At 62.3% G+C, this 25,535-nt stretch carries 31 protein-coding genes; 13 read left to right on the plus strand and 18 right to left on the minus strand.

Annotated elements, in window-relative coordinates:
- The first annotated feature begins 482 nt into the window (after positions 1 to 482).
- A complete protein-coding gene (locus tag NKJ40_RS25495) occupies positions 483 to 1,421 on the plus strand; it encodes a diacylglycerol/lipid kinase family protein (RefSeq protein ID WP_352468448.1) in 939 nt (312 codons plus the stop codon).
- A gap of 99 nt (positions 1,422 to 1,520) precedes the next feature.
- Here NKJ40_RS25495 and NKJ40_RS25500 read toward each other — a convergent pair whose 3' ends face one another.
- From NKJ40_RS25500 to NKJ40_RS25515, 4 genes are all read right to left on the minus strand, one after another.
- The gene (locus NKJ40_RS25500) at positions 1,521 to 2,732 is read right to left on the minus strand and encodes a mandelate racemase/muconate lactonizing enzyme family protein (RefSeq protein ID WP_352468449.1); all 1,212 of its coding nucleotides are present in this window, start codon (positions 2,730 to 2,732) and stop codon (positions 1,521 to 1,523) included.
- Positions 2,729 to 4,345 (minus strand): GMC family oxidoreductase, encoded by a 1,617-nt coding sequence (locus NKJ40_RS25505; RefSeq protein WP_352468450.1) that lies wholly within the window; start codon positions 4,343 to 4,345, stop codon positions 2,729 to 2,731. Before NKJ40_RS25505 ends, NKJ40_RS25500 begins: the two co-directional genes overlap by 4 nt.
- A gap of 143 nt (positions 4,346 to 4,488) precedes the next feature.
- On the minus strand, positions 4,489 to 5,043 hold the full coding sequence (locus tag NKJ40_RS25510) for a GNAT family N-acetyltransferase (RefSeq protein WP_352468451.1): 555 nt from the start codon (positions 5,041 to 5,043) through the stop codon (positions 4,489 to 4,491).
- A gap of 128 nt (positions 5,044 to 5,171) precedes the next feature.
- On the minus strand, positions 5,172 to 5,963 hold the full coding sequence (locus tag NKJ40_RS25515; RefSeq protein WP_352468452.1) for an alpha/beta fold hydrolase: 792 nt from the start codon (positions 5,961 to 5,963) through the stop codon (positions 5,172 to 5,174).
- A 106-nt stretch (positions 5,964 to 6,069) separates the two neighbouring features.
- Here NKJ40_RS25515 and NKJ40_RS25520 point away from each other — a divergent pair, with 106 nt between their 5' ends.
- The 6 genes from NKJ40_RS25520 to NKJ40_RS25545 all read left to right on the plus strand — a co-directional run bounded on the left by NKJ40_RS25520 (position 6,070) and on the right by NKJ40_RS25545 (position 11,794).
- On the plus strand, positions 6,070 to 6,996 hold the full coding sequence (locus NKJ40_RS25520; protein WP_352468453.1) for a LysR family transcriptional regulator: 927 nt from the start codon (positions 6,070 to 6,072) through the stop codon (positions 6,994 to 6,996).
- Positions 6,997 to 7,389: 393 nt separating this feature from the next.
- On the plus strand, positions 7,390 to 8,901 hold the full coding sequence (locus tag NKJ40_RS25525) for a helix-turn-helix transcriptional regulator (protein ID WP_352468454.1): 1,512 nt from the start codon (positions 7,390 to 7,392) through the stop codon (positions 8,899 to 8,901).
- A 130-nt stretch (positions 8,902 to 9,031) separates the two neighbouring features.
- Entirely contained in the window at positions 9,032 to 9,673 is a 642-nt protein-coding gene (locus tag NKJ40_RS25530; RefSeq protein WP_352468455.1) for a hypothetical protein, read from the plus strand.
- 39 nt (positions 9,674 to 9,712) lie between these two features.
- Positions 9,713 to 10,165, plus strand: a complete 453-nt coding sequence (locus tag NKJ40_RS25535) for a nuclear transport factor 2 family protein (RefSeq protein ID WP_352468456.1) — start codon at positions 9,713 to 9,715, stop codon at positions 10,163 to 10,165.
- 771 nt (positions 10,166 to 10,936) lie between these two features.
- Positions 10,937 to 11,332 (plus strand): acyl-CoA thioesterase, encoded by a 396-nt coding sequence (locus NKJ40_RS25540; protein WP_023678380.1) that lies wholly within the window; start codon positions 10,937 to 10,939, stop codon positions 11,330 to 11,332.
- Between the two features lie 141 nt (positions 11,333 to 11,473).
- Positions 11,474 to 11,794 (plus strand): hypothetical protein, encoded by a 321-nt coding sequence (locus NKJ40_RS25545; protein WP_352468457.1) that lies wholly within the window; start codon positions 11,474 to 11,476, stop codon positions 11,792 to 11,794.
- Positions 11,795 to 11,844: 50 nt separating this feature from the next.
- Here the strand turns inward: NKJ40_RS25545 and NKJ40_RS25550 are convergent, their stop codons facing one another.
- Entirely contained in the window at positions 11,845 to 12,213 is a 369-nt protein-coding gene (locus NKJ40_RS25550; protein WP_023678378.1) for a winged helix-turn-helix transcriptional regulator, read from the minus strand.
- A gap of 91 nt (positions 12,214 to 12,304) precedes the next feature.
- On the opposite strand from NKJ40_RS25550, the gene NKJ40_RS25555 reads away from it, so the two are divergent.
- Positions 12,305 to 12,910, plus strand: a complete 606-nt coding sequence (locus tag NKJ40_RS25555; protein ID WP_023678377.1) for an NADPH-dependent FMN reductase — start codon at positions 12,305 to 12,307, stop codon at positions 12,908 to 12,910.
- 28 nt (positions 12,911 to 12,938) lie between these two features.
- Here the strand turns inward: NKJ40_RS25555 and NKJ40_RS25560 are convergent, their stop codons facing one another.
- Positions 12,939 to 13,376, minus strand: coding sequence for a winged helix-turn-helix transcriptional regulator (locus NKJ40_RS25560; RefSeq protein WP_352468458.1), 438 nt, complete (start codon positions 13,374 to 13,376; stop codon positions 12,939 to 12,941).
- 98 nt (positions 13,377 to 13,474) lie between these two features.
- Between NKJ40_RS25560 and NKJ40_RS25565 the strand changes: the two genes are divergently transcribed.
- A complete protein-coding gene (locus NKJ40_RS25565) occupies positions 13,475 to 14,455 on the plus strand; it encodes a quinone oxidoreductase family protein (protein ID WP_352468459.1) in 981 nt (326 codons plus the stop codon).
- Between the two features lie 49 nt (positions 14,456 to 14,504).
- On the opposite strand, the gene NKJ40_RS25570 is transcribed toward NKJ40_RS25565, so the two are convergent.
- The 5 genes from NKJ40_RS25570 to NKJ40_RS25590 form a co-directional block, all read right to left on the minus strand.
- Entirely contained in the window at positions 14,505 to 15,182 is a 678-nt protein-coding gene (locus NKJ40_RS25570; RefSeq protein ID WP_352468460.1) for an HAD family acid phosphatase, read from the minus strand.
- 281 nt (positions 15,183 to 15,463) lie between these two features.
- Positions 15,464 to 15,898 (minus strand): FKBP-type peptidyl-prolyl cis-trans isomerase, encoded by a 435-nt coding sequence (locus tag NKJ40_RS25575; protein WP_352468461.1) that lies wholly within the window; start codon positions 15,896 to 15,898, stop codon positions 15,464 to 15,466.
- 232 nt (positions 15,899 to 16,130) lie between these two features.
- The gene (locus NKJ40_RS25580) at positions 16,131 to 16,859 is read right to left on the minus strand and encodes an SDR family oxidoreductase (RefSeq protein ID WP_352468462.1); all 729 of its coding nucleotides are present in this window, start codon (positions 16,857 to 16,859) and stop codon (positions 16,131 to 16,133) included.
- Between the two features lie 35 nt (positions 16,860 to 16,894).
- Positions 16,895 to 17,380, minus strand: coding sequence for a VOC family protein (locus NKJ40_RS25585; RefSeq protein WP_352468463.1), 486 nt, complete (start codon positions 17,378 to 17,380; stop codon positions 16,895 to 16,897).
- Between the two features lie 71 nt (positions 17,381 to 17,451).
- Complete coding sequence (locus tag NKJ40_RS25590; RefSeq protein WP_352468464.1) at positions 17,452 to 17,637, minus strand: DUF1127 domain-containing protein; 186 nt, start codon at positions 17,635 to 17,637, stop codon at positions 17,452 to 17,454.
- Between the two features lie 207 nt (positions 17,638 to 17,844).
- Between NKJ40_RS25590 and NKJ40_RS25595 the strand changes: the two genes are divergently transcribed.
- Both NKJ40_RS25595 and NKJ40_RS25600 read left to right on the plus strand, forming a co-directional pair.
- Positions 17,845 to 18,738, plus strand: a complete 894-nt coding sequence (locus NKJ40_RS25595) for a transcriptional regulator GcvA (RefSeq protein WP_352468465.1) — start codon at positions 17,845 to 17,847, stop codon at positions 18,736 to 18,738.
- Positions 18,739 to 18,872: 134 nt separating this feature from the next.
- On the plus strand, positions 18,873 to 19,055 hold the full coding sequence (locus NKJ40_RS25600) for a hypothetical protein (protein WP_352468466.1): 183 nt from the start codon (positions 18,873 to 18,875) through the stop codon (positions 19,053 to 19,055).
- A 42-nt stretch (positions 19,056 to 19,097) separates the two neighbouring features.
- Here NKJ40_RS25600 and NKJ40_RS25605 read toward each other — a convergent pair whose 3' ends face one another.
- The 5 genes from NKJ40_RS25605 to NKJ40_RS25625 form a co-directional block, all read right to left on the minus strand.
- A complete protein-coding gene (locus tag NKJ40_RS25605) occupies positions 19,098 to 19,571 on the minus strand; it encodes a VOC family protein (RefSeq protein WP_352468481.1) in 474 nt (157 codons plus the stop codon).
- Between the two features lie 262 nt (positions 19,572 to 19,833).
- The gene (locus tag NKJ40_RS25610) at positions 19,834 to 21,831 is read right to left on the minus strand and encodes an ABC transporter ATP-binding protein/permease (RefSeq protein WP_352468467.1); all 1,998 of its coding nucleotides are present in this window, start codon (positions 21,829 to 21,831) and stop codon (positions 19,834 to 19,836) included.
- An 87-nt stretch (positions 21,832 to 21,918) separates the two neighbouring features.
- Complete coding sequence (locus tag NKJ40_RS25615; RefSeq protein ID WP_352468468.1) at positions 21,919 to 22,320, minus strand: MAPEG family protein; 402 nt, start codon at positions 22,318 to 22,320, stop codon at positions 21,919 to 21,921.
- Positions 22,321 to 22,392: 72 nt separating this feature from the next.
- On the minus strand, positions 22,393 to 22,881 hold the full coding sequence (locus NKJ40_RS25620; RefSeq protein ID WP_352468469.1) for an SRPBCC family protein: 489 nt from the start codon (positions 22,879 to 22,881) through the stop codon (positions 22,393 to 22,395).
- On the minus strand, positions 22,878 to 23,195 hold the full coding sequence (locus NKJ40_RS25625; RefSeq protein ID WP_352468482.1) for an ArsR/SmtB family transcription factor: 318 nt from the start codon (positions 23,193 to 23,195) through the stop codon (positions 22,878 to 22,880). Before NKJ40_RS25625 ends, NKJ40_RS25620 begins: the two co-directional genes overlap by 4 nt.
- Positions 23,196 to 23,390: 195 nt before the next feature.
- Here NKJ40_RS25625 and NKJ40_RS25630 point away from each other — a divergent pair, with 195 nt between their 5' ends.
- Complete coding sequence (locus tag NKJ40_RS25630; RefSeq protein WP_352468470.1) at positions 23,391 to 23,681, plus strand: hypothetical protein; 291 nt, start codon at positions 23,391 to 23,393, stop codon at positions 23,679 to 23,681.
- Positions 23,682 to 23,728: 47 nt separating this feature from the next.
- On the opposite strand, the gene NKJ40_RS25635 is transcribed toward NKJ40_RS25630, so the two are convergent.
- Positions 23,729 to 24,022, minus strand: coding sequence for a hypothetical protein (locus tag NKJ40_RS25635; protein WP_352468483.1), 294 nt, complete (start codon positions 24,020 to 24,022; stop codon positions 23,729 to 23,731).
- A 200-nt stretch (positions 24,023 to 24,222) separates the two neighbouring features.
- Between NKJ40_RS25635 and arr the strand changes: the two genes are divergently transcribed.
- The gene (arr, locus tag NKJ40_RS25640) at positions 24,223 to 24,630 is read left to right on the plus strand and encodes an NAD(+)--rifampin ADP-ribosyltransferase (protein ID WP_502903758.1); all 408 of its coding nucleotides are present in this window, start codon (positions 24,223 to 24,225) and stop codon (positions 24,628 to 24,630) included.
- A 132-nt stretch (positions 24,631 to 24,762) separates the two neighbouring features.
- Here arr and NKJ40_RS25645 read toward each other — a convergent pair whose 3' ends face one another.
- Positions 24,763 to 25,500 (minus strand): class I SAM-dependent DNA methyltransferase, encoded by a 738-nt coding sequence (locus NKJ40_RS25645; RefSeq protein ID WP_352468471.1) that lies wholly within the window; start codon positions 25,498 to 25,500, stop codon positions 24,763 to 24,765.
- Positions 25,501 to 25,535 lie beyond the last annotated feature (35 nt).

A 25,535-nucleotide genomic window follows, 5' to 3' on the forward strand; every position in this document is an offset into this window, starting at 1 on the left:
TCCGGACCACGCCGGTCTCCACTCTTGCGAGCTTTGCCCAGCGCGCCATCGAAGGTTTTTGCCGTCCTTCATGGCAGCATCGGTGCGCCGTCGGCGTTCGCACGCTTTCCGCGGCCCCGTAGGTCTCGGCGTCCATCCCTCCAACAGGCAAGCCTGTTCTCGTTCAGTGCCGTACGGGCCTCAGGAAATCCGCCGTTCCGCTTTGCCTTTCGGCGTGGCGATCGGTAGCCGCCTGAGATGGGTTTAATGTATGCCGGATAAGCGTTTGGCGAAACCGCGGCGAGCCTGTGGATAGCGGGATTATCGGGGACTGACCCTGCCAAAATAGCGACTTTCCGATCCCTGCCGCCGCCGGTCGGGATTTGCCGCCTCGATGCCGAAGCCGCATTGTCGGGCGATCGACCCTTGCCCCGCGGCCCGGCGCGGGCTTCAATGCCGGCAAATGATTGGAAGGCGTGTTCGATGCCCTTGGGGAGGCAGGCTTGAAGGTCGCGGTGATTCTCAATCCGATCGCCGGCGGCGGCAGGCTCAAGCGGCATTGGCCCGAGGTTGCGGCTTCGCTGAAAAGACATTTCGGCGATTTCGAGCTGCGTGAAACGCAGGCCGAGGGCGATGCCGAACGGCTGGCGCTCGACCTTGCCGCCATCGGCTTCGAGCTGGTGATCGCGGCAGGCGGCGACGGCACGGCCAGCGAAGTCGCCGACGGGCTGCTGAAGGCTTTCCGGGAAAGCGGCCGGACGGCCGAACTCGGGCTGCTGCCTTGCGGCACCGGCATCGACTTCGCCCGCGGGCTCGGCCTGTCGAACGATGTCGATCTGACACTAAAGCGGATTGCCGAGGCCAAGGGGCGCAAGGTCGATGCCGGCTGCATCAGCTATGTCGACGACCATGGCGCGCTGGCCAGCCGCCATTTCATCAACATCGCCAGCCTCGGGCTTTCCGGCGCCACCGACCGTGCCGTCAACGCCGACAAGCGCAAGGGCAAGGTCTCGGCCAAGGCACTGTTCTACTGGCGCACGGTCTGGGAGTTCCTCCGCTATCGATTCCAGGAGGTTGCGATCACCGTCGACGACGGTGCCCCGGTCGAGGCGCGCATGGCGCTGGTGGCGGTGGCCAACGGCAAATTCTTCGGCGGCGGCATGATGATCGCGCCCGACGCCGAGCTTAACGACGGCGAATTCGACATCGTCATCCTGCGCGCCGCCGGCAAGCTGAAGCTGATCTGGGACATCCGCCTGCTCTATGGCGGGCGGCACCGCAACCATCCGGCGATCACCATCCTGCGCGGCAAGAAAGTGGTTGTCGAGCCGCTCGGCGATCTGCAAAAGAACGCCGCGCTGATCGACATAGACGGCGAATCGCCGGGTCGCATACCGGCGACCTTCGAGATCCTGCCCGGTGCGCTGACGCTGAGATATTGAATCAAGCCGTTGAGGGATCGATTCAAGTTCTTTCGCCGGTGATTCCAGCCCTACGTCCAACACGTTGAAATCGTGTGACATTGTCGCCCGCTCGACAGATCACGGCATCAACGGCGTCTGCATCATCTGCAAATGCAGGTCCTTGCCGGTCCAGGGATGCGCCTCGCAGACGGCTTCGTCGAGCTCGACGCCAAGGCCGGGCTCCATCGACGGGATAACGTTACCGTCCTGCCATTCGATCTTCTTCTTGAGCAGCTTCGCGTGAAAACCGTCCCACTGCTTCAGCGATTCCAGAATGAGGAAGTTGGGCAGCGTCACCGCGAGCTGGATGTTGGCGGCGCCGACGATCGGTCCGCAATAGCAGTGCGGCGCGACCTGGATGTGATAGGCCTCGGCCATGGCGGCGATCTTCTTGGTTTCGAGAATGCCGCCGGAGCGGCCAAGGTCGGGCTGAAGAATGGTCGCAGCACGGTTCTCGATGACCCGGGCAAATTCGAATTTGGTGGTCAGTCTCTCCCCTGTTGCGATGGGGATCGAAGTGCCGCGCGCCACTTGAGCCATGACCTCGGGCATGTCGGGCGGCACCGGCTCCTCGAACCACAGCGGATCGTAGGGCTCGATGGCGCGGGCGAGGCGCAGCGCGCCCGAAGCGGTGAACTGGCCGTGCGTGCCGAACAGGATGTCGGCCCGGGTGCCGACCGCCTCGCGGATCGCCTTGACCATGCGGGCGGAGAGGTCGATGTCGACGAGGCGCGGCTGGTGGCCGTCGAAGGCGGTGTAAGGGCCGGCCGGGTCGAGCTTGACGGCGTTGAAACCCTGCTCGACATATTCGAGCGCGCAGGCTGCAGCCAGATCGGGATCGTTGTAGACATTCTTGCCGCGGGCGTCCTCGGAGTGGACGCTGCCGCTGTGCGGGTAGAGGTAGGTATAGGAACGCAGCGTTTCGTGTACCTGGCCGCCAAGCAGCTTGTAGACCGGCTTGCCGGCTTCCTTGCCGATAATGTCCCAGCAGGCGATTTCGAGCGCCGAGAAACAGCCCATGCCGGACACGTCGGGGCGTTGGGTGAAGCCGGATGAATAGGCGCGGCGGAAGAAGTTTTCGACGTCGTGCGGATCGCGGCCGACGAGATAGCGCTCGGCCATGTCCTCGACCATTTTTGCGGTGACATGAGCCGAGAAAGTGGCGTTGTAGGCTTCGCCATAGCCGACGACGCCGCCATCGGTGGTGAGCTTGACGAAGATGAAATACTTGCCGCCGATGCCGGGCGGCGGATTGCCGACCACCCAGGTCTTGACGTCGGTGATTTTCATTTTTGATCCTCCAGAACCAGTTCGGCGCCCTTCCATCCGGTCATGATCGCGGCGGCGTTGGTGTTGCCGGTGATGTTGTCGGGAAAGATCGAGGCGTCGATGACACGCAAGCCGTCGAGGCCGTGCACTTTCAGGCGCGGATCAACGACGGCGCGCGTGGGGTCCGGTCCCATGCGGCAGGTCGAGACCGGGTGGTAAACGGTGCCTGAGCGCTTCCTGAAGTCGGTGATCAGGTCGGCGTCGGACTGGATCGACGGGCCGGGCAAAACCTCTTCCTCGATGATCTCGGCCATCGCCGGCATCGAGGCGATCTTGCGCACGAATTTCACCGCCGCCAACATTTCATCGACATCGGCGTTGGTGGAATAGGCGTTTGCGGTGATCCTGGGATAGTCGCGCGGATTGCTGGAGCGGATCATGATCTCGCCACGGCTCGATGGGCGGCAATTGGACAGGCCGATGGAAAAGCCCGGCCAGGGATCGGGCGTCAGGATCGGGCGCTCGCCGCTTTTCGGAATGACGGTCGAGAAGGCCTGGAAGTAGAGCTGCATGTTGGGCCGGCTAGCGGCCAGGTCGGTGCGGAAGAAGCCGCCGGCATTGTTCATCGACAGCGACAGCGGGCCGGACTGCGTCAGGATGTATTGCATGCCGACCAGCAGCTTGCCCCACCACGGGCGCAGGATCTGGTTGAGCGTCGGCAGTCTGCCCTTGAACGTGTAGTTGATGCCGACATGGTCTTGCAGGTTCGCTCCGACATTCTCGTTGGCGTGAACGATCGGAATGCCCAGCCCCTTGAGCAGCGCCGAGGGGCCGATGCCGGACAGTTGCAGCAATTGCGGCGAGTTGACCGAGCCGCCCGACAGGATCACTTCGCGTCCGGCGCGGGCTTTTTTCCTTGCGCCGTTCTGCTGGTATTCGATACCGACGGCGCGCTTGCCCTCGAAGAGGATCCTGGTTGCCAGCGCATTCATCTCGACGCGGACATTTTTGCGTTTCATCGCCGGGCGCAGGAAGGCGCGCGCCGCCGACATGCGGCGGCCGTTCCTGGTGGAGATCTGGTAGATGCCGACGCCTTCCTGCGATGCGCCGTTGAAATCGGGGTTGAGCGGCAGGCCGGCCTGCTGGCCGGCGGCAAGGTACCGCCTGGTCAGTGGATGGACCGAATTCGAGCAGTCGGTGATGTGCAGCGGCCCGCCGGTGCCCCGCCAGCGGTCGGCGCCGGCTTCATTGTCCTCCAGCGCCTTGAAAGCCGGCAGCAGATCGTCGTAGCCCCAGCCGGGATTGCCGGCGGCCGCCCAGGCGTCGAAATCTTCGCGCGCGCCCCGGATCCAGACCATGGCGTTGATCGAGCTCGAGCCGCCAAGCAATTTGCCGCGCGGCCAGTGGTCGACATTGCCGGCGAGGCCGGCGTCCGGATCGGCCTTGTAGTTCCAGTTTACCGCCGGGTCGAAGAAGGTCTTGCCGTAGCCGAGCGGCATCTGGACGTAGAAGCGTCGGTCGCTGCCGCCGGCCTCGAGCACCAGCACCGAGAAGCGGCCGGAAGCCGACAGTCTTTCGGCCAGGACCGAGCCGGCCGAGCCGGAGCCGACGATGATGAAGTCATAGGTCTGCATGGTGGATAAAGATGGCCCTGAATTTTCGCCCAGCCTAGACGCCGCAGACCGCCGCCATCACCGGAGCTTCCGGCATCGCTTGTGAAAAAAGCGACTGGGACCCGACCTGAAGCGGTTCTGCCATCGACGAGCAGGCAGACCCATCACTGCTTGAATTCATAGCGCATGATCGGGCGGGCCGGCGTTCTGCGAGCGACGACCCTGAACCCGGCGCGCGCAAAGGTGGAGGCATATCCGCTGCCGGAAGCGCTCGGCGATACGTCCGCGTCGAAAGGATAGGCTTCGAGTGCCGGAGCATTTGCGCGCCTTGCGATTTCCAGAGCCTGTGCAATCAGCTGGGATGTTACGCCCCGTCGGCGGTATTGTTTCCGCACATAGAGGCAGGACACGGACCACACTGGCCTGTCATCCACGCGCCTGAGCTGCCATAGCCGATCGAGCCAGGGCAGGGCATCTCGCGGCGTCAGCTGGCACCAGCCGACAGCCACATCGCCGTCGAAAGCAAGCAAACCTGGAGGCGGACCATGCTGGACGGCTTGCCGGAACGCTGCCTTGTTTTCCTCGCCGGGTCGCTTTCGGTAAGAACGACCGATCCGACCGTACATACACCAACAACGACTGCAGACGGCGCTGTCACCGAACAGATCCTCGAGCGCCGGCCATAGATCGGGCGTCAGTGGGCGAATGCTGAGTTCCATGTCAGCCGTCATTCGCTATCGATATTGCCCAGTCTAGCCTGCACTGCGCGTTAGCGCATCATCGGTTGCGGTCCATGCGGGTGATGTTCGAAAACAGCATTCGCTCAGCATCCCCGCCGTGCTCCGGCTCAGCGCAGAAAACCGAGCACGGCCTCTATGAATTCGGCGGGGTACTCGACGTTCGACAAGTGGACCGCGGGCAGGACAACCAGTTTCGCGCCAGGCACCGTCGCCGCGATCAGCTCGCTATGGGTGGCGGCTGTCACCGTGTCGTGGCGGCCGGCGATCACCAGCGTCGGCGTAGAAATCAGCGCTATGGTTCGGCGAAGGTCCGCATCGCGAACCGCCGCGAACAAACCAGCCAAGCCTTGCCGGTCGATGCCCAGCAGCATGGCGCGAAATTCTTCGATGACGGGCTCGTTGGCCGCCAGCATCCGCGCGGGGAACCAGTTGCCCAGGAACATCTCGGCGGTTTCCGACATGTCCGGCGCCTGCAGCACGGCGGCAATCCGCTCGTCAAACTGCTTTGCCGGTCCGAGATAGGACGAGGTGTTGCTCAGGATCAAACGCTCGATCCGCTCGGGCGCGTGGATGCCGAGCCACTGCCCGACGAAGCCGCCCAACGACAGACCGAGGAGGTGTACGCGTTCAATGCCCCGGGCATCGAGCAACTCGATCACGTCGCGGCCAAGCCGGTCGAGCGAATAAGCGCCGGCCGGAACGCTAGACCCTCCATGGCCGCGAAAATCATAGCGCAGAACACGGAAATGCTTCGACAGCTCGTCGACCTGCATGTCCCACATCCGCAGTGTGGTGGCGATGGAATTCGACAGCATCAGCACGGGTTTCCCGGCGTCGCCGTCGATGCGGTAGGCGATGCGGGTACCATCGCCGACGGTCACGAAATCCAGCTCATTCATGGTGAATACACCTTCCTTCTTGCAGTGTTGAATGTGGCAAAGCCTAGCTGCGGCGCGCTTTTGATGATATTACAAAGATGGGACCATCTCTGTAATAGAAGCTGACATGGCCGAATTCACCCTGCACGACCTGCAATGCTTCGATGCCGTGGTCCGCTGCGGCGGCTTTCAGCCTGCGGCGGCCATGCTGCATCGCTCGCATCCGGCGGTGTTCGCCGCCGTTGCAAAGCTGGAGCGGCAACTCGACCTCGTCCTTTTGGATCGCAGCGGCTATCGCGTGCGCCCCACCGAGGCAGGGCTGTCGTTCCATCGCAGGGCACAATCGCTGCTACGCGAGCTGGAAGGCTTGCGGCTTCATGCTGCTCAGCTGTCAATGGGCGAAGAAAGCGAGATCCATGTGGTGATCGGCGACCTGTGCCCGCGCCCGCAGGCACTGGGCATGCTCGGGCGGTTCTTCGCCCAGTGCCCGGGCACACGCCTGCATCTGCACTTCGAGGCGGTGGGCGGCCCGTGGGAGCGCCTCTTCGATGACGAAGCCGATTTGATCCTGCACTGGATCGACAAGAGCGATCCGCGGGTGGAATGGATCGATCTGTGCAAGGTGCCATTCGTCCCAGTTGTGGCGTCGGGCTTTCTGCCGGAGCGCATCAAGCACCCCATCACGCCGGATCAGATGCACGCGTTCACCCAATGTGTCATGCGCGACACGGCCCGCCATTCACCGCAACAAGACTACTTCATGATCGAGGGTGCGCCTCAATGCATGGTGGCCGATCAGGGGATGAAGAAGGAAATCATCCTGCAGGGCCTCGGATGGGGCCACATGCCCCGCTTCCTGATCGAGGATGAGCTGCGCGACGGACGCCTGCAATCCATTGCCGGTCGTCATCTGCCAGGCCGTACCGAGGAGTTGGTGGTGGCGCGCCGCCGCGACCGGCCGCACGGGCCGATCTCGAACCGTCTGTGGGATCATATCGAGCAAGAGGCGCCGACGTTGGGGGCGGTTCCGGTAGAGGGCGAAATGACACCCTAAGCGGCCATGACAAGTTTCACACGACAGGGATTTTAGCCGGTATCGCCACACAACAGTCGCTGGACAAACACCTTGCAGACGGCAGAGTGCGACCCTTCCCGGTCCTCGGCGGCGGACGCGATGAACGGCTCGATTGAGCCCGAAACGAACTTCTGCCACATCGGTAACCTGCCGCAACCTCCTCAGCAAGATATGTGCTATTCTGAGGATATGCCCGCGCCCTCCGACCGATCACCCGACAAGTCGCCGGAAGACGGTGCAGTTGCATCGGATCCGTATGCGGAGCTAGCCAATCGCGGAGATTGGTCCAGGCTTCACCGCGAACTGTCAGACAGAGACCGCCGCAGTGAACTTGGCGGCGCCGAGCTCCAGCGCCTCGGGGAAGCCGCCTACATGCTTGGGCGCGAGGAGGAATTCGTTCGGGACTACGAGAGGGCCTTCGAAGAGCATGTCCGGAACGGACGCGAACGATCTGCAGCGCGTTGCGGCTTCTGGATCGGGCTCACCCTGATGTTTCGCGGCGAATTCGCCCAAGGCAGCGGATGGCTGACCCGTGCCAACCGGCTGGTCGCGGATCATGCGCCGGAATGTGCAGAACACGGCTACCTTCAGCTTCCAATGGTCGAACAATGCCTCGCCGCCGACAGTCTGGACGAAGCATTCGCCCACGCAACACGTGCAGCGGAGATCGGACAGCGCTGCGAAGATCCGGACCTCTTGGCTATCGCGCGCCACCTTCAAGGCCGGATATTGATCCTGCGCGGTGACTATGTGCGCGGCTTCGAACTGCTGGACGAGGCGATGGTTTCGGTCATCTCGGGCCGGCTCTCACCGATCGTTACCGGGCTGGTCTACTGCAGCGTGATCGAGATCTGTCAGAAATTTCATGCCACGAGCCGGGCGAGGGAATGGACATCGGCGCTGGTCGGATGGTGCGCGGGACAGCCCGACATCGTTGCCTTCACCGGCCGATGCCTGATCCACCGGGCCGAAATCCTGATCCTCGACGGCCACTGGGACGAGGCCGGCCGCGAGGCCAGTGTCGCCAGCATCCGCCTTCAGCAGGGGCCCTCGAAGCACCACGCCGGTCCGGCATTCTACCAGAAGGGCGAGGTCTTTCGCCTCCGCGGCCAATGGGACGAGGCCGATGTCGCCTATCGCGCAGCGAGCAGGCTCGGGTTCGATCCGCAGCCGGGGCTGGCGCTTATGCGATTGCAGCAGGGGCACGAGCAGCCGGCCCTTTCGGCGATCCGCCGCGCACTGCAGTCGGTCGACGACATGTCCGGCAAACTCCGCCTCTTGCCGGCTGCGGTGGAAATCACTCTCGCTGTCGGTTCGGCCGATGACGCCTGGGAACTGTGCGAAACACTGCGCGACTGCGCGCGCCAATATTCCGCTGATGCAGTCCGCGCCGCAGCCGCCGAGGCTACCGCGCGGGTGCTGATCCATGCTGGTCGAGCCGCGGAGGCATTGGCCCATATCCGGCGCGCAGTGGAAATCCTCTGGGACCTTCGGGCGCCCTATCATCTTGCCCGGATGCGGGTGGTGACAGCGCGGGCCTGTCTCGCAACCGGCGATACTGAAGCGGCGCAGACCGAACTGGACGAAGCGATAAGACTTTTCCGCGAGCTCGGCGCGCGCCCCGACGAAGCCGTTGCCGGCAAGCTGCGGGCTACCATGACGGCGACAGGCAGCGAAGCTCTCACCCCCAGACAGACGCAGGTTCTGCGCCTGATCGCGTCAGGCCTGACCAATCCGGAAATTGCCGGCGAGCTCGGTCTGAGCCAGCGGACGGTAGACCGTCACGTTAGCGATATCCTGACGCGGCTGAACGTGCGCACGCGCGCGGCAGCCACGGCCTTTGCGGTCGAGCACGGCCTGATCGGCATGGGCGTATCTGGGTAATCCTGCCCAAGCCAAAATTTCTCGCTGCGTGGGTATTTACGCCGAAGCGGGCAACGGTGGCGCGGGTCTAAACTTCATGGCGTGGTAAAGGCCACAGGAGGTTTTCCCGATGCAAACGAATAATAACAGCATGAGCGGGCCGGGCGGTGTCTGGCTCGCCACCGGAACGCTGCTGCTGGCGGCTGCGCTCGTCTTTCACGGGCCACCGGACGCGGATTTGTCTGTTCAGATGCAGAATATCGCCGAGGGCCATGGGCGATGGGCTACGGTCCATTGGACGGCGGCAGCGGCGCTGTTCCTGATCGCCGGCGCTTCGTTCCTGAACCTGGCGCTCAACCCCCGGGTCCGGCATTCGCCGATGCTGAGTTCCGCCTGGATGGTGATGGCTCTCGGCGCCCTGACCACGTTTTCCACCGCAGTCGCCGAGGCATCGGTGGTCGCGGTCGCGGCCGACCGGGGTGACACCAACGCCTTCATGACCTGGTGGGCGTTTTCCGGCGGCATGGGTAACGGATTCTGGGCGCTGGCCTTGGCGACAGCGCTTGTCGCGTATCACGACGCCCGCGATAACGTCGGGATACTGCCCCGATGGGCCGCGATCGTCGGCTCGGCGTTCGGTATCCTTTCGGCAACCGGGTGGACACTCGGTGAGCAGCTCGGGATCGGCATCGGGGGTCCGATCTGGCTGATTTCCTCGCTTCTCATGTGCCTGTGGCTCGCGTGGTACGGGCTGTCCTCAAGCAGCGTCCGGTCGGGGCAAGCCACGGCGTAAAGCGCCTGATCCAGCATCATCTTGAGACAGGAGGAAAAAATGCCCCTTCAAACGAAGGAAATCGAGGCGACGATCCACGACATCCACGAATTCTTCGCCGACTGGGTGGCGGGCCGATGCCCTGGCGACGACGCGACGTTCAAGAAGAACGCGCTCGACCGGATCAGCGACGATCTGGTCGCCATCATGCCAGGCGGCAGGGCGTTCGGGAAAAAAGACTTCGCAGGTTACATGAAGAGCATCTACGGATCGAATCCGGCCTTCCGTATCAAAATACGCGACATCCGGATCAGCCATCAAAGCGCCGACCTGGCGGTCGTGAACTACCACGAATGGCAACGCGACGCGAAGGACTCCGATGAACCGAACAATGGCCGGGTCACGACGATGGTGGTCCGCGATCGCGGCTACAGCCGCGGGCCCGAGATCTTGCAGGTTCATGAAACCTGGCTCCCAGCCGATGTCGTTCAGTCCGCGGATTTCGCGTTCTGAAAAGCGTCGGTCCGAAACGGGCAGAGAAAGTAATTGCGCTGGCGGGACCATCGGCTCTGCCGCCGTCATGGAGCCAGAACCTTGCTTCTTTTCAGCCCGAATTGATCCACAGTCACCTGCCCTTCCCAGGCATCGATCATGTTATCCGCGAAGGCAACACCTGCGCCTACGTCCCGACCCCCTGGCCCACTTTGTGAAGCACGCCTATCGGCGGGGGCTTGGTTCTGTCGCGCCATCGGGCGCGCCAGCTTTCTCGTTGCAGCCATTTAGAGAACGGCGAACTTCGGTTACAAGATTGCCGGAGCAGGAGCATGGAACCATGAAATGGAGACGAGTCTTGGCCGCTTCAACTGTGCTCGCGATCGTGCTCGTCCTTGGATATTCTGAAGGTTACACAGGTCGGTTCCTGTGTCGCAATTTCAAGGACGGCTGGTTTGAAAGGAGTGGGTTTATGGCGTGCTATAGAGCGCCATAGCCCATATCGATTGACCGCTTTCCGCCCATATTGTTGAAAAAGTCACCCAGCCAACCGCCTGACACATTCCGTTAGAATTTAGTTTCAGGACGAGGTTGATCGCGTATCACGAATACGCTGCCAGCTCCGCCACGGAATGCAATCCTAATGGTTGCGCTCGTCTAGCTTCGCGCCGCATCTTTTCAACACTGTCGACCGATACCCGAACTTCAGGCTGCGACACCATTCAGTGGCGTTGACCTGTCCGTGCCATGACGGTACGGGATCGGGACAATCGGCTTCGAGAGGATTTGGCCATGGTGCATTACGCGGACGGGCGGCCGATCGGCGATCTGACGCTCAGGACGCTGGCCATGCCTTCCGACGCCAATGCGGCAGGCGACATTTTTGGCGGCTGGGTGATGGCACAGATGGATCTCGCCTGCGGCATCCGCGCCGCCGAGCGCGCCAAGGGCCGCGTGGTGACGGCGGCGGTGAAGGAAATGTCCTTCGCCAAGCCGATGAAGATCGGCGACACGCTGTGCATCTATACGCATGTCGAACGCGTCGGCCGCACCTCGATGACGCTCAAGGTCGAGGCCTGGGCGCAGCGCTATCTCTCCGACCTGATGGAGAAGGTCACCCACGCCGACTTCGTCATGGTGGCGCTGGACGGCGAAGGCAAGCCGAAGGCGGTTCCGGCCGAAGGCTGACCCGGCCTGTTCCAGAAGACGGATTTAAACAGCCGTCTCTCCCGCGCGGCGGATGCGGACAGCGATCCCGCGTGGTCTTTGGCCAACGGGTTCCCGCATGCGCGCCTGCAGCGCGACCGGCGGGATCTTGGGAGGAAGACAATGCGTCAATACATGCTGAACGCTGCCCTGGCGGGTGCCTTTGCAGCCTTGCTCTGCCTGTCGTCCGCAAGCGCTTTTGCCGAGGTCAAAAAAGGCGATCCAGGCGCTACCTGCACGTCGGAAAACCGCACCATCAACGGGCAAGCGGCCAAGTGCGAGATCTGCTCGGCGACGAAATGCGACACCAGCGGCACGACGGTGAGCAATTGCCGCAAGGAGACGACCACGACCTGCACGATTGGCGGCAAGGTGGTCAGTCCCAACCCGAAATGGAACCGGATCGAGAAGCTGCCGAAGAGCAAGATGCAGTTACAGCAGTAGGGCTTATTCGCAGCATCCCCGACAGGTTCAAACCCTTGCAGAGCAAGGGTTCAGCTGTGCATGGCGTCGAACTTCTCGCGCGCGGCCTTGACGCGCTCGGTGTTCTTGCGTGCCCATTCGCCGAGCGCATCGACCGGCACCAGCAGCTCGTAACCAAGATCGGTCAATTCGTAGTCGACCCGCGGCGGGATGGTCGGGAATACCGTGCGGGTGACGAAGCCGTCGCGCTCGAGCCCGCGCAAGGTCGTGGTCAGCATCTTTTGCGAAATGCCGCCGACGGCGCTGCGCAGCTCGTTGAAACGCAGCGGCCCGTTGCCGAGCTTGCCAACGACGAGCACGGTCCATTTGTCGCCGACGCGCTGCAGGATTTCCGAGATGGCGCGGCAGTCCTCGGTGCGGTGCGGGTGCCTTGGTAACAAAAAAGTGCCTCCTTGCACATTGAGCGGCCAGTTACTCATATAGCTCAGGTATCTAAACGATACCAGTATTCCCGTAAGGAGAGCCCCCTCTATGTCAAAACCCAAAATCGCCATCATCATTGGTTCTACCCGCGCAGCCCGCTTTGCCGATGTCCCGACCCAATGGATTGCCAAGATCGCCAAGTCGCACGCCGACATCGACGTTGAAGTCGTCGACCTGCGCGATTTCCCGCTGCCGTTCTTCGATGAGGTCGCATCCTCCGCCTGGGTGCCGTCGCAGAACGAAGTGGCGCAGCGCTGGCAAAAGAAGGTCGCCGGATTCGACGGCTTCATCTTCACCGCCGCGGAATACAATCATGGCCCGACGGCCGTGCTGAAGAACGCCATCGACTACGCCGCCAACGAGTGGAACAAGAAGCCGGCCGGTTTCGTCGGCTATGGCAGCGTCGGTGGCGCGCGCGCGGTCGAGCAGCTGAGGCTGCATGCGGTCGAGTTGCAGATGGCGCCGGTGAAGTCCGCCGTACACATCGCCTGGGCCGATTTCCTTGCCGTCAAGCAAGGCGACAAGAAGCTCGATGAGTTCGAGCACCTCAACCAGGCGGCAACCGCGCTGGTCAACGACATTGCATGGTGGGCCAGGGTGCTGAAGACGGCGCGTCAGGCCGATGCCGTCGCCGAGGAAGTCAAGGCGGCCTGAGCACAGGTTCGAACAGTCCTCCCAAGGATTAATTCTCCCAAGCATTGGGGCGGCGCATGCGCCGCCCTTTTTGTTCATACGGCATGGACGTCCGCGCTTGCCGTGGCCTGATAATGCAATCGGCAAGGCGGTCCATCTCATTCAGTTCGTCGGCGTGATGCTGGCCCCACTGGCAAAGTGCCAGCAGGATGGGCTCGAGGCTGACGCCGAGCCGCGTCGCCGAATATTCGACGCGCGAGGGGATCTCGGCAAAGATCTCGCGGCGCACGAGGCCGTGCTCTTCCATTTCGCGAAGCTGCTGGATCAGCACTTTCTGGGTAATGCCGGGCATCAGCGCCTGCAGCGCCGACAGCCGCCGGGGCCCGTCGAAGAGATGGTACAGGATGACCGCCTTCCAGCGGCCCGAAATCACTTTCAGCGCGCGCTCCGCCGGCAGCATCGGCAGTCTCTTGATCAGCTTGGCCATGGTCACCTCCCGGTCAGCAGCCGACAAATCGGTGTGTAGTCGAAGCCAGGCAGATAGTGGCAAACAGCGGCCGATGCCAACAACGAACGGTGCATGCGATGAGAGCCATTCAACTGAACCGTTTCGGCGGGCCCGACGTTCTCGACATGGTCGCGGTGCCGAAGCCTGAGCCGCAAGCCGGCGAGGTCCTGGTCCGCGTTCGGGCGGCCGGAGTGAATTTCTTCGAAGTGCTGATGCGCGCGGATCTCTATGCGGTGACGCCGCAGCTGCCGATGATCCCTGGCGTCGAGGCCGCCGGGATCGTCGAGGCGCTCGGGCATGGGGTGGAGGCTTCCTTGCTCGGCATGCGCGTCGCCGCGCCGTTGTTCGCTTCGAGCCGGCCGTTTGGCGGCTATGCCGATTATGTGACGATCGACGCAAGCCTGGCCGTGCCGCTGCCGGATGCGGTCTCGTTCGAAGACGCGACGGCATTGATGGTGCAAGGGCTGACGGCGCTGCATCTATCGCGGCAAAGCCCGCCAGCCGGCAAATCGGTGCTGGTCGCCGCTGCCGCGGGCGGCGTCGGTTCGTTGCTTGTCCAACTTGCCAAGCGCGCCGGTGCCAGCCGTGTCATCGCGGCTGCCGGCAGCAAGTCCAAGCTCGACCTTGCTTTGTCGCTGGGGGCCGATGCTGCCGTCGATTACAGCAAGACGGATTGGCCGGAGCACGTCCGGGCAGCGACAGGCGGCGCTGGCGTCGACATCATCTACGACATTGTCGGCGGCCCGCTGACGGCGGTTGCGCTGGAGGCTCTGGCACCTCGCGGAGAGTTGGTGTTTGCCGCACTTGGCAGATATGCGCTCGGCGCCCCGCAGATGGAGGCGATGATCGGCCGCAACCAGTCGTTGAGAGGTTTTGCACTGCTGCCGCTGCTCTCTGCAGACTTGCTCCGTGATGACCTGTCGGAGCTCTTCAGTCTGGCGGCAAGTGGTGAGCTTAAAGTGATCAACGGCGGTCGCTTCCCGCTCGACCAGGCCAGTCAGGCGCATCGCCTGCTGGACGAGCGCGGCGCGACCGGCAAGGTCGTCTTGATACCTTAGTAGGTGCTCGGCAAGGAGCCGAGGATTCGGGCTTGTGCCGTTCCGGCCGTCAGCGAACCCGGTAGAACGGATTTGGCAGCAGGAACAGCTTCTCGGCATGCCCCCCGAACAGGTCGGATGGCTGGTCACCGACATTGGCAATTATCGTGTAGCCGGCCTTTTCGATTTCGGCCCTTACGGGTGCCTTGAAATCTGCGGCGGAGCCGTATTTGGCCCCAGGCTGGACCATGTAAAGGTGCTCATAGCCGGCATAGCCGGCCGACTGCAGGTTCTGTTCGGTTGCCTGACGCTGGTCCTCCGGACGTCCGGTGATGAAGAATACCGCGACTTTCGCCGTTTGCGCCTGCCGGAAAACCTCCAGCACCGGGTCGATAGCCGGATCCTTCGCAAGCTGGTCCCAGGCGGCCCAGCCACAGGGACCGTCGATTGCGATGTCGCAGGCACCGCCGATCGGGCGGCCGAAATTGTCACGTGTGATCACTTCCCAGTTGGCCAAAGCCGTCTCGTCGATGTCGAGCACCAGTGCGGGGCGAGGCACCTCCAATGCGCGCTTGACGACCCAATCGCCGGCCTGCTTCGCCACAGCGGCAAGGTCGCGATCATAGTCGCCGGAATCATGATAATTGGCAGCCGCCAGCATCGCATCGCCGACATTGGCTGGCTGGGACGGGCTTGTGAGAAGGAGCGAGTCGGAACGTGCCGGAACAGGAACATTTGTGCCAATCATCAGCACGATTGCCCCGGCACGCGCAATTCTATTCCAGCCAATCGCCCGCATCACGAGACTTTGCTGTCACGAGAAGTCGGCTGTCAAGCGAGGTCTTCCACAGGTCCTCGAGACTGCGACGCTGAATTGGACATTCCAGATGCCGAATGTCTCTATGGGTTGCTGCAAGCTACACGATTTCCGCCGTCGCGGTCTTTCCCTTCGACGGGTGACGCACCGCCGAAACCACCAGCAGAAGTGCGTCACCCGAAATCATAGCCACCGCGGCCTTTGACGGTGTCCTACGCCGCCTGAACGATCTCGACCAGTTCGACGTCGAACACCAGATCCCGTCCGGCCAACGGGTGATTGCCGTCGAGTTTGACGCTGGTGTCGTCCACGCCGACGACTGTTACCGGCATCGGGCGCCCTTCTGGGGTTCTGACCTGCAATCGAGCGCCGATATCGACGTTGATGTTGTCTGGTACGCGGGCGCGGTCGACGGTCATGACCGCTTCGGGGCGGTGGGGGCCGTAGGCGGCCTCGGCGGGAATGGTGACGGTGCTTTTCGCGCCCACCTCCATGCCCTCGACATGGGTTTCGAGACCGGCGATCACTTGTCCTTCACCCAACGTGAATTGCAGCGGTTCGTTGCCGGAAGAATCGAACTGAGTGCCGTCCGCCAGGCGGCCATTGTAATTGATGCGCACGGTGTCGCCATTCTTGGCCTGTGTCATGATAGCCATCCTTTGAAAGTTTCGAGGGGCCGGCAAAGCTCACGGTCCCGTCCTCGATCATCCACGCACTCGGGTGCGCGGCGCGAAACGCTAAAACTAGGGACCTGGCTGCCGATGTAAACCCCGATTGGGCTACGCCGGCATGATCCGCGGCGTTCGTCGCCTTCGGCAGGAGTGCGCCGGTCTAGCGGTCATGCCGGCTCAACCCATTCAGGCGGCGTGCAAATGGCGGCTAGATCAGGTTATGGCCGCCATCAATGCGGATTGTCTCGCCGGTCGTGACGTCGCTTTCCATGAGGTAGAGGTAGGCGGCGGCGACGTCCGCAGCGGTCGGAATTTTTCTCGATGGCAACCGGGCAGCCATGTCGGCAAAGAAGCCGGATTTGGCTTCTCCAACGATGTCCCACATCGGTGTGTCTACCCATCCGGGCGACACGACATTGACGCGCGTCGGGGCCAGTTCGAGCGCCAGGGCGCGGGCGAAGTAGCTGAATGAGCCGGCAATCGCGGAGACGACCGAGCCTCCCGGCACCGGCGGCTTGTCCTTGTTGATACCCGAGGTGAAGGTCATGGAGCCGTCGGCTTTCAGGGTGCGCACAGCATGCTTGGAGAGCATCACGGCGCCAATCAGCTTGTTATCGACGAAGCCTCGCACAGCCTCCATGTCTGTACTGCCGATGGGATCGCCGGGCGGCAGTGTTCCGGCGGTCGATATCAGGTGATCGAAGGGACCGACCTCTTCGAACAGGCGAGCAACGTCTGCTTCGTTGGTCATGTCGGCGACCACGCTTGTCACGCGATTACCTGCATTGGGCGTCCGTTCGGCAGCCTGCAGTTTCTCGGGCGACCGGCCGACGATCACGACCTTCGCTCCGCCGTTGAGAGCAGCTTCCGCGACCCCGAGACCGATGCCGGAGCTGCCGCCGACGACGATGACTTTCTTGTCCACGAGCGATGTCATGGGGCTCTCCATTCGTTGCGATTGCGGTGGGAGGGTTAAGCCTTGCCGGCGTAGGCGGCTTCGAGGTCGGCGATGATGATCTTGCGCATCCCGTACATCGCCTGCCGGACGCGGTTGGCCTTTTCGCGATCCGGATCGGCACTGAGCCGCGGCAGGATTTCCGGGATGACCTGCCAGTAGACGCCGTATCTGTCGGTGAGCCAGCCGCAGGGTTGTGCCCTGCCGCCGCCGGCGGTGAGCGCCTCATAGTAGTAGTCGGTCTCGGCCTGGTCCCTGGTCTCGATATAGAGCGAGAGCCGCTCGTTGAAGGGCGGCTGCGGCCCGGCATTGAGCGCTGTAAGGTGCAGACCCTCGAGCTCGAAATCGAAGGTGGCATGCGGGACCGTCTTGTCGGTTCCTGACACCCAGTCTGCGTATTCGATCGTCCGGAGCGCTTTGCCGTTCTTGAAGACCGAGAGATAGAAATCGCGGGCCTCCTTGGCGTCGGTGTTGAACCAGAGGAATGGGTGGATGGTGGCCATGTCCGTTCTCCGTTAATTCCTTGCGACAGCGATCTTTGGCGAAGAGCCTGTCCGCTGTTGCTTCGTTCAGGCTAGCGGTGGTCCGACGGCCGATAGACCGAGCCGTCCCAGTCGCGGGCAAATCCGAGGTCATCGAGCCGGCGCGTCGAGAAGCGTGCAATCTGCCGCTCGGTCCGGCGCCGCCTGCTCGAGGCGAGGATGCGGCCGGCCATGCCGGTCAGGACGTCGACGATGGGTTCAACTCGTTTGGCGGTCATGGTGCTCTCCCAGAATGGCGGCAGTTTTGGTTTCAGCAGTTGCCCCGCGACCTTCGTCAGCGAGAGTATCAGTCACACCGAACTCGCCTTTTGCAGCCGCGGTGAATGACTGATCACGCGAGCAAACATGCCGTCTTCCGGCCTGGACGACAAACGACTTATCGGCGACAATGTGTGAGCATCACTCACACATACAGGTATCGATCCATGCCCCGGAAGCTGCCTCCCCTCACCACCTTGCCGAGCTTCGAAGCGGCGGCGCGCCTGTTGAGTTTCTCCAAGGCGGCAGAGGAACTTCATGTCACCCACGGCGCCATCAGCCGGGCGATCAAGAACCTCGAGGATCAGCTCGGTGTGCAGCTGTTCGAGCGCGGTACGCGTTCGGTGAGCCTGACAGCCGTTGGCGAGCCCTATGCGCGGGCGGTGCGCGAGGTGCTCGACCAGTTGGCCACTGCCACCGCTGCGGCAACAGACCGCTATTCGAGCTCGACATTGAACGTCAGTACCTCCGATGGCTTCGCGGGGAGATGGCTGGTGCCGCGCCTCTATCGCTTTCACCGTGCGCATGGCGACATCGATGTGCGGGTTTCGACGAGCGGGAAACTGACCAACTTCCTCGGTGACGGCATCGATGTAGCCGTCCGCTATGGCAGCGGAAACTGTCCGGGGCTCACGTCAGAGTTCCTCACCGGCGAGGAGGTGTTTCCAGTGTGCAGCCCAAAGCTTCTTGAGGGCGCACATCCGCTCCGTACGCCTCAGGACCTCAGACACCACACGCTGATCCGTGACAGCTTTCCAATCGACTGGGCGACCTGGCTGGCAAGCGCCGGGGTCGAGGGCGTGGACCCGCAGAGCGGGATTACGTTCGACTCTGCCACCTTTGCCATGGAGTCGGCCGCACAGGGCGAGGGGGTGGTGCTCGGCCGGACCATGCTGGTTGCGGCCGACCTCGCCGCCGGGCGGCTTGTCCGCCCCTTCGGCCACGCCCTGAAATCCCCCTCCAGCTTCTATCTCGTCTACCCGCCAGAGGCGATCCGTCAGCGCAAAGTCAAGGCTTTTCGGGATTGGCTGCTTTCAGAAGTCACGCCGCAAATGGGTTGATCGGAGGCCCGAGCGGAGGAGACAGATTCGCCTAAAGGTGAAATGTCCGCAAAACGGCCCGGTGAATATCTGCTCCCCCGAATAAGGTGATGATCTAGGCGCGCGAGTCAAAAAGCACACCGTCCCGCGGTCAAATGCGCGTCGAGCAGATCGCGCAACCACCGCAGCGCCGCATCGACATCCACATCCGCGCGGGGGAGCGGATCCTTTACCAGTTGCAGGCCAAGCAAAGGGTCATAGGCAGCATCGACGTCCAGACCGTAAAAGACTGGTTCGTGGACTGGGTACGGCATTGCTGGCGCCGCTCTGTTCGATGACCTCCTCGGCCGGGTTATGCACCGACTTCCACCCCCGAACTGTCAGCCGCGCCGCGCCGCCTCGATGGCCGCAACGTCGATTTTCTTCATCTCCATCATCGCTTCGAATGCGCGCTTTGCTTCATCGCCGCCGGCAGCCATCGCTTCGGTCAGCACGCGCGGCGTGATTTGCCAGGAGATGCCCCATTTGTCCTTGCACCAGCCGCAGGCACTTTCCTGGCCGCCATTACCGACGATGGCGTTCCAGTAGCGGTCGGTCTCCTGCTGATCGTCGGTGGCGATCTGGAAGGAGAAGGCTTCGTTGTGTTTGAACGCGGGCCCGCCATTAAGGCCGAGGCAGGGGATGCCGGCGACCGTGAACTCGACGGTCAGCACGTCGCCCGCCTTGCCGGACGGGTAGTCGCTGGGAGCGCGGTGGACGGACTTCACCGAACTGTCGGGAAAAGTCTCGGCATAGAAGCGAGCCGCAGCCTCGGCGTCCTTGTCGTACCAAAGGCAGATCGTGTTCTTGGCGATTGTCATTGCTGGTCCCTTTGCTTTCGAAATCAATCTGGGCTTTTGAAATCAACCCGGGTTTTCACAGCCGGCATCGGCGTTGCACCACAAACATGGAAATGCGCTCGTGCCATCGACGTTCCGACAGCAACACCTGCACGGAATCAAGCTATCACGGCTGGTGCTTTCAGGACCAGATGCGGGCAGTGACTCGAACGGGCGACGGTCCGCCGGGTTCCTGACCGGCGGACTTCCCTTTTTGTCTGGGGCAGCGCCGCTTTGCTCAAGGTTGTGCTGGCCTTCCGTTGGCGCGCCGTTGCCTCAGAAGGCGCATGAGCAAGTTCCGTCTGTCCTTGCGGGGGACGAGTTCGATATCGCTGACAAGTTTTGCGCCGCCCTTGTGCCGCTCCAATGTGATCTTGCGGCTGTGGAAGGCTTCCAGCTCGGCGCGGTGCGCTACGCTTATGATGGTGACCTTCGGCAATTCGCGAATGATCATCTCCATCATCTTGTCCTGGCTCTTCTCATCGAGTGCCGACGTTGCCTCATCCAGCACGATGATATCGGGGCGGTGCAGCAGCAGACGTGCGAAGGCGAGGCGCTGCTTTTCGCCACCCGACAACGTCTGGTCCCATGGCGCGTCCTCCTCGATCCTGTCGTTGAGATAATCGAGTCCCACTTTGTCGAGGGCAGCCTTGATCTTATTCAGCGTCCAGTTGTCGGCGGCGCCTGGATAGGCGACTGCGCGGCGAAGCGTCCCGGTGGGGATGTAAGGCCGTTGCGGCAACATGAACAACCGCCTGTCGGCGCGGATGTTGACGCTGCCGCTGCCCCATGGCCACAGACCTGCGACGGCCCGCACCAGCGTACTCTTGCCCGAGCCGGATTCGCCGGCCACGAGCACCCGCTCGCCCGGTTCGATCACGACCTCGGTCTCCTTGACCACGGCGGTGCCGTCGTCGAGCGACACGGAGAGATTGTTCAGGCTGAGCATCGCATCGCCTCCGGTTTCGCCCCGCTTTATGCGTCCCAGCGTGTTGCTCTGCTCCGCCCGCTCGAGCCCGTCGAGCGACATCATCAGCGAGGCGATGCGCCGTGCACAGGCGTTCCAATCCGCGAGACGGGGATAGTTGTCGACCAGCCATCCGAACGCGCCCTGCACGATGGCAAACGCCGAGGCAGCCTGCATGACCTGTCCAAGTGTCATGCTGCCTTCGAGAAACTTTGGAGCGCAAAGCAAGACCGGCACGACAGGCGCAAACAGGCTCGACCCTTGCGACACCAGCGCCGTGCGCATGTGCTGGCCTGCAAGGAGCGCCCATTGCCTGAGCACATAGGCGAATGTCTTGTCCATGCCGCTGCGCTCCTCCTCCTCGCCGCCGAGCAATGCGATGCTCTCGCCGTTTTCCCGCACGCGCGTCAGCGTGTAGCGGAACTCGGCTTCCGCCTGATTTTTTTCCTCGGAGAGGTGGACGAAATGGCGGCCAATGACCGTCATCGAGGTGGACGTGATCGCGGCATAGAGCACCGCGGTGATGACAAGGAAGCCGGGAATGGTGACGGTCCAACCTGCGATTGTCAGGGTCAGGGCGCCGCCGATCGTCCAGAGCACCACGATGAAGGTCGCGGCCGACAGAAATGCGACGATAACACCGGCGATGAAATCGACGGGCGATTCGGTGGCAATCCGCAAATCCTCGGCGATGCGGGCTTCGGGGTTGCTGTGGTCGCCGCCGACCAGGTTCAGCTGATAGTAGCGGCCGCTTGCGAGCCAACGTGCGATGACCGCAGTGGTGAGCCAGGAACGCCAGCGGCGCTGTATCCTCATGCGAAAGAAGACTTGTGCCACCACGAGGCTGGCGCTTCCGAGCACGAGTGGCACGAAAACGGCGCTCAGCCAATATACGGTGTGGGCATCGCGTTGCTCAATGGCGTCGAAAATTGCGCGATTCCAGACATTGATCCCATACTGGAAGCCGACATTGGTGACGATCAGGACCAACAGCCCGATCGTCAACGGCCAAGCGACCCTGTCGCCACTGCTGCCCCAATAACCGCGCGCGCTGATCCAGAAGCGCTTCAGCAGATATCTCTTGCGCGCCTGCTCGGCCTCTTCAGGTGTCAGCTCCGGATCGGGTTCGATGAAATCCGGCGGCGGCGCGGGCTCGCCGACGACCTCTGACGCGACTTCGACGGTCGATTGCTTCTCGTGGCGCGACTTCTCGACATCGCGCGATTGGGCGCCGTCAACCGATTTCGGCTTGAATTTAGCCTCGGGCATCCGGCGATAACGGCTTAAAAATCAGAAGGTTTCATAGCGTCAGCCGCCGAGTGTCGCGAACTGTAGCGTAAACGGAGTGGGCCAACGTTAATTGAGCGCTGCCCATCCAGTCACAAGAATAAGGGCAAACGTGACCAACGCTCCAGAGACGTACAAGATCGTCCTGACACTATCTCCCTTGGCGGCGTTTCCGCCACGCAGGTAGAGGAGGCGTATCGCGACGTGGGTCCAGACCAATGTCGCCAAAGTGGCCGCTCCAACACCAACCATCATCGCTAGCGCCGCGGGCACGATAAAGGCCGCCAGTGCCTCGACCGAGTTCATGTGAACCCGGTCGATCCTATAGAGCCGGTTGTCGTCGTCTGCCGGGACTACCGGTCCTGCCAGCGCTCCTGCAAACCCCCTGGACGAACCCGAGTAGACTGCCAATACTGCCGATAGCAAACAGAGCGCGAGCACTTCGAGAATGCTTAACCAATAGACTTCCATGTTGTCTCCGCTCCCTGGCATCGCAGTGGACCAGACGGTGCTTGCGAGTCATGCTCGCAAAGGCGCGGACGGTCAGGCCGCCGCACCAGGGAAAAGGTCCTGGAACCGCCGCAGGTACAGCGGCCAGCCTTGATCGCTATCAACCCCTCCGCGCACGCCCTCCCAGCCTTCGCCATGGCGTTCGAGATTCCGGTGCTCGATCTCAACCCGGGTTCGGTTCTCCGTCTCAGCCGTGAACCTGACTTCCCATTCGCTGGTCTTGTTCAGGTCGCTCTCAATCTGCCACCGAGGACTGATGTCCCAGCTCAGAACCAGCCGGCTGGGGGGATCGTAAGCCAACACACGAGCCCAGCGGCGCTCGCTGCCGTCCACGCCGTGATCGTAAACGTGACCCCCGACCCAGGGTTCGAAGATCGTCTCTGCGATCGGCACGGCAAGAAGATTGTGCTCGCGAGGTTTGAATCTTCCGAAATCCTCGGTGAAGACCTTGAACGCACGCGCGATAGGTGCCTCGACAACGACGAAATGCCTTACGGGCGCGGTTGCAGCATGCTTGCTCATGGCTGGTCCTTCTTTGGGTGCTCGACGGCCAGTTTGTAGCTCGCCAGGGTCTTGCTCCAGAACTGATCGATTTCCGCGCGCAGACTTGCCAGGCCGTCCGGATCGATACGGTATATTCGTTCCTTACCGGAGCGCGTGTCGGCCACAAGCCCGGCCTCCTTGAGTACTTTCAAGTGCTGAGAGACCGCCGGCCTGGTCACAGGCATCACACGAGCAAGTCCGCTGACCGAACAAGGCTGTTCAACCAACAGTTCGAATATCGTGCGCCTCGTCGAGTCTCCGAGCGCTGTCCAATATTTCGCGTTAGTGGCCACTAACGCGAACTTAAATCGATGGGCCTGCGCTGTCAACCTGGAGCGGTCGACGGTGCGGAACCTCAGCCCCGGCCGGACCCTGTCGGTTAAGGGAAAAACTGTTGCTCGCGTTGTCGGAATTGCTCACGCGCCGGCGCTGAATTCCGGAACAAGGGTGCGATTTTGCCGTTGAGCCAGAAACTGGAAGCGACCCGCATGTCCGAATTGCCGAATGAAGAGATCGAAGGGCGGCTGAACGCCCAGCGCGAGACTTTGGCGCTGGTCGTCGCGCTGCTTGCCAGCAAGGATAGGGCGCCCGAGCGAATATGGGCCGAACTGGAGGCCCGTTTTCAGTTTCAGAACAGTCAGGAGGACCCTGGCGTCCTGCCAAGCCGCGCATTCGCCATCGAGGCTGCGAAGATGCGGGAGTTCAAGCTGATCGCCGAAGAGGCGCGGGCGCGCAATGCGGAATGGAACGGCAGGGACAAGCCACAGGGCGCCAGCTGAAGCCCCGGCGAGTGGTTGCAGGACTGGCTATTTTTGGCGAACAGGCGTCAGCTTTGCCCTAGAAGTGCACGCGCCAACTCTTGCCATTCCTCGTCAAGCGTTGAGGTCGACGGCGCGGCATTGCTGCGGCGATACCAGTATTCCGCATTCGACTGGTCGCCTTCCTTGCGGTGGAGATAGGCATGCACGTGCATGCCCGCCGTATCGTCGCGCTGCTGCGCGCATTCGTGCGCCTTAGCCCAATCGCCCTTTGCATCCCACCACAGCGCCTGCAGGGCAGGGCTCAAGCCGGCTGGCGGCTGTGGTTTGGCAATCGAATCCCTGAAGGTTTGCAGATCCATTTTTCCACCATAGCGACGGTACAGGGCGCCGATAATAACCGCGCCGGCAGCCAACCGATAGCGTGCATCGGGCGGGATAACCGGAATGGGTGTCGGGAGCCGATAACCGCACGGCCAGATGCTTGATTTGGTGACGTGCATGAAATAGTGCGCGTCACGACACCGTGATGCCTGAGACAGCGAGGATGAGTAGCGAGCCGATGACAGCCCCCGACAAGCCGCGCCAATTCTACCACGGCACCCGGGCCGACCTTAAACCGGGAGACCTGATCGAAGCCGGCTACAGCTCCAATTACGGAGCGAGAAAGCAGGCAGCCTGGGTCTATCTGACCGGCACTCTGGATGCGGCAATCTGGGGTGCAGAGCTGGCTGCTGGTGACGGACGGGAAAGGATCTATATCGTGGAGCCAACCGGCCCGATCATGGACGACCCCAATCTTACGGACAAGAAATTTCCCGGCAATCCGACGCAGTCCTATCGCTGCCGCGAGCCGCTCAGGATCACGGGCGAGGTCACCGAGTGGCAGGGCCACTCCCCCGAGCGGCTGAAGGAGATGAAGGACCATCTCGAACGGCTGAAGGCGCAAGGCATCGAGGCAATCGATTGATCGCCAAATCCTGCGATTGCCAAGCTTGGCTCTGACCTACGGTCGGTGGCAGTCGCCCCGAAATACGGCTCCACGTCCGCAATGGGTCCGCGAGTTGTCATTCCTTGCAGGCTGGAGAGCGGATGCTCCTTTTCATCTCGTCGCGAACGTGATGATCTCGGGGCTCGAAGGGCCAAGTGGGCTGCCGTCAAAGCCGCCGAATTGCTGTTCGATCCGTAGCCCCGCGTTCCCCAGCAGGCTCGATAAGGCGTCCATGTCGAGGAATCGCAAGGTGCTGCGACTAACTTGCGGAAGGCTCGGATGCTTTCCGCCGAACCTGTGGGTGAATGTCACCGTCTGTCCGTCGAACGGCATGATCACCTCTGTTGTGATCTGCACCAGAGACCCGTCAGGTAGCTCAACGACGACCGCATTTTCGGGTGTCCAGCGTTCCCACGCCCGCACCGAAGGGTTCCGCGTTTCGAACGCAAAGCATCCGCCTGGCACAAGGGCCTGTTGCGCAGCCGCCATGAAATCCCCCAGGTCTTCGTCGCTGACAAGGGCCTGGAATGCGTGCCCCGTCATCACAATGAGATCAAACTCGGCTGTCCAGCCCGCCGATTGGAGATCGCCGAGGACCCATTCGATATCCGTGCGCGTTCGTGCGCGATTCAACACGCCGGGTGCTGGGTCGATGCCGCAGAGCCGCCCTGAATGTCCGGCCAGGCGTGCCTCGTGAAGGAGGGTGCCCGTTCCACATCCGACATCAAGCACCGCGTCTGCTGTTAGAATGCGGGGCAGGTAGAAATCATAGTCGTCGCGCGCAGATCTCGGGTGCCAGGCATCGTAGACGGCAGCGAGATATGGGTCGGCGAAAAGGTGATCGACCATAGGCGGTATTCCCAATCAACTTTGACTGTGCGAGC

Source organism: Mesorhizobium sp. M0119 (genome assembly GCF_040322615.1).
Lineage (GTDB): Bacteria > Pseudomonadota > Alphaproteobacteria > Rhizobiales > Rhizobiaceae > Mesorhizobium.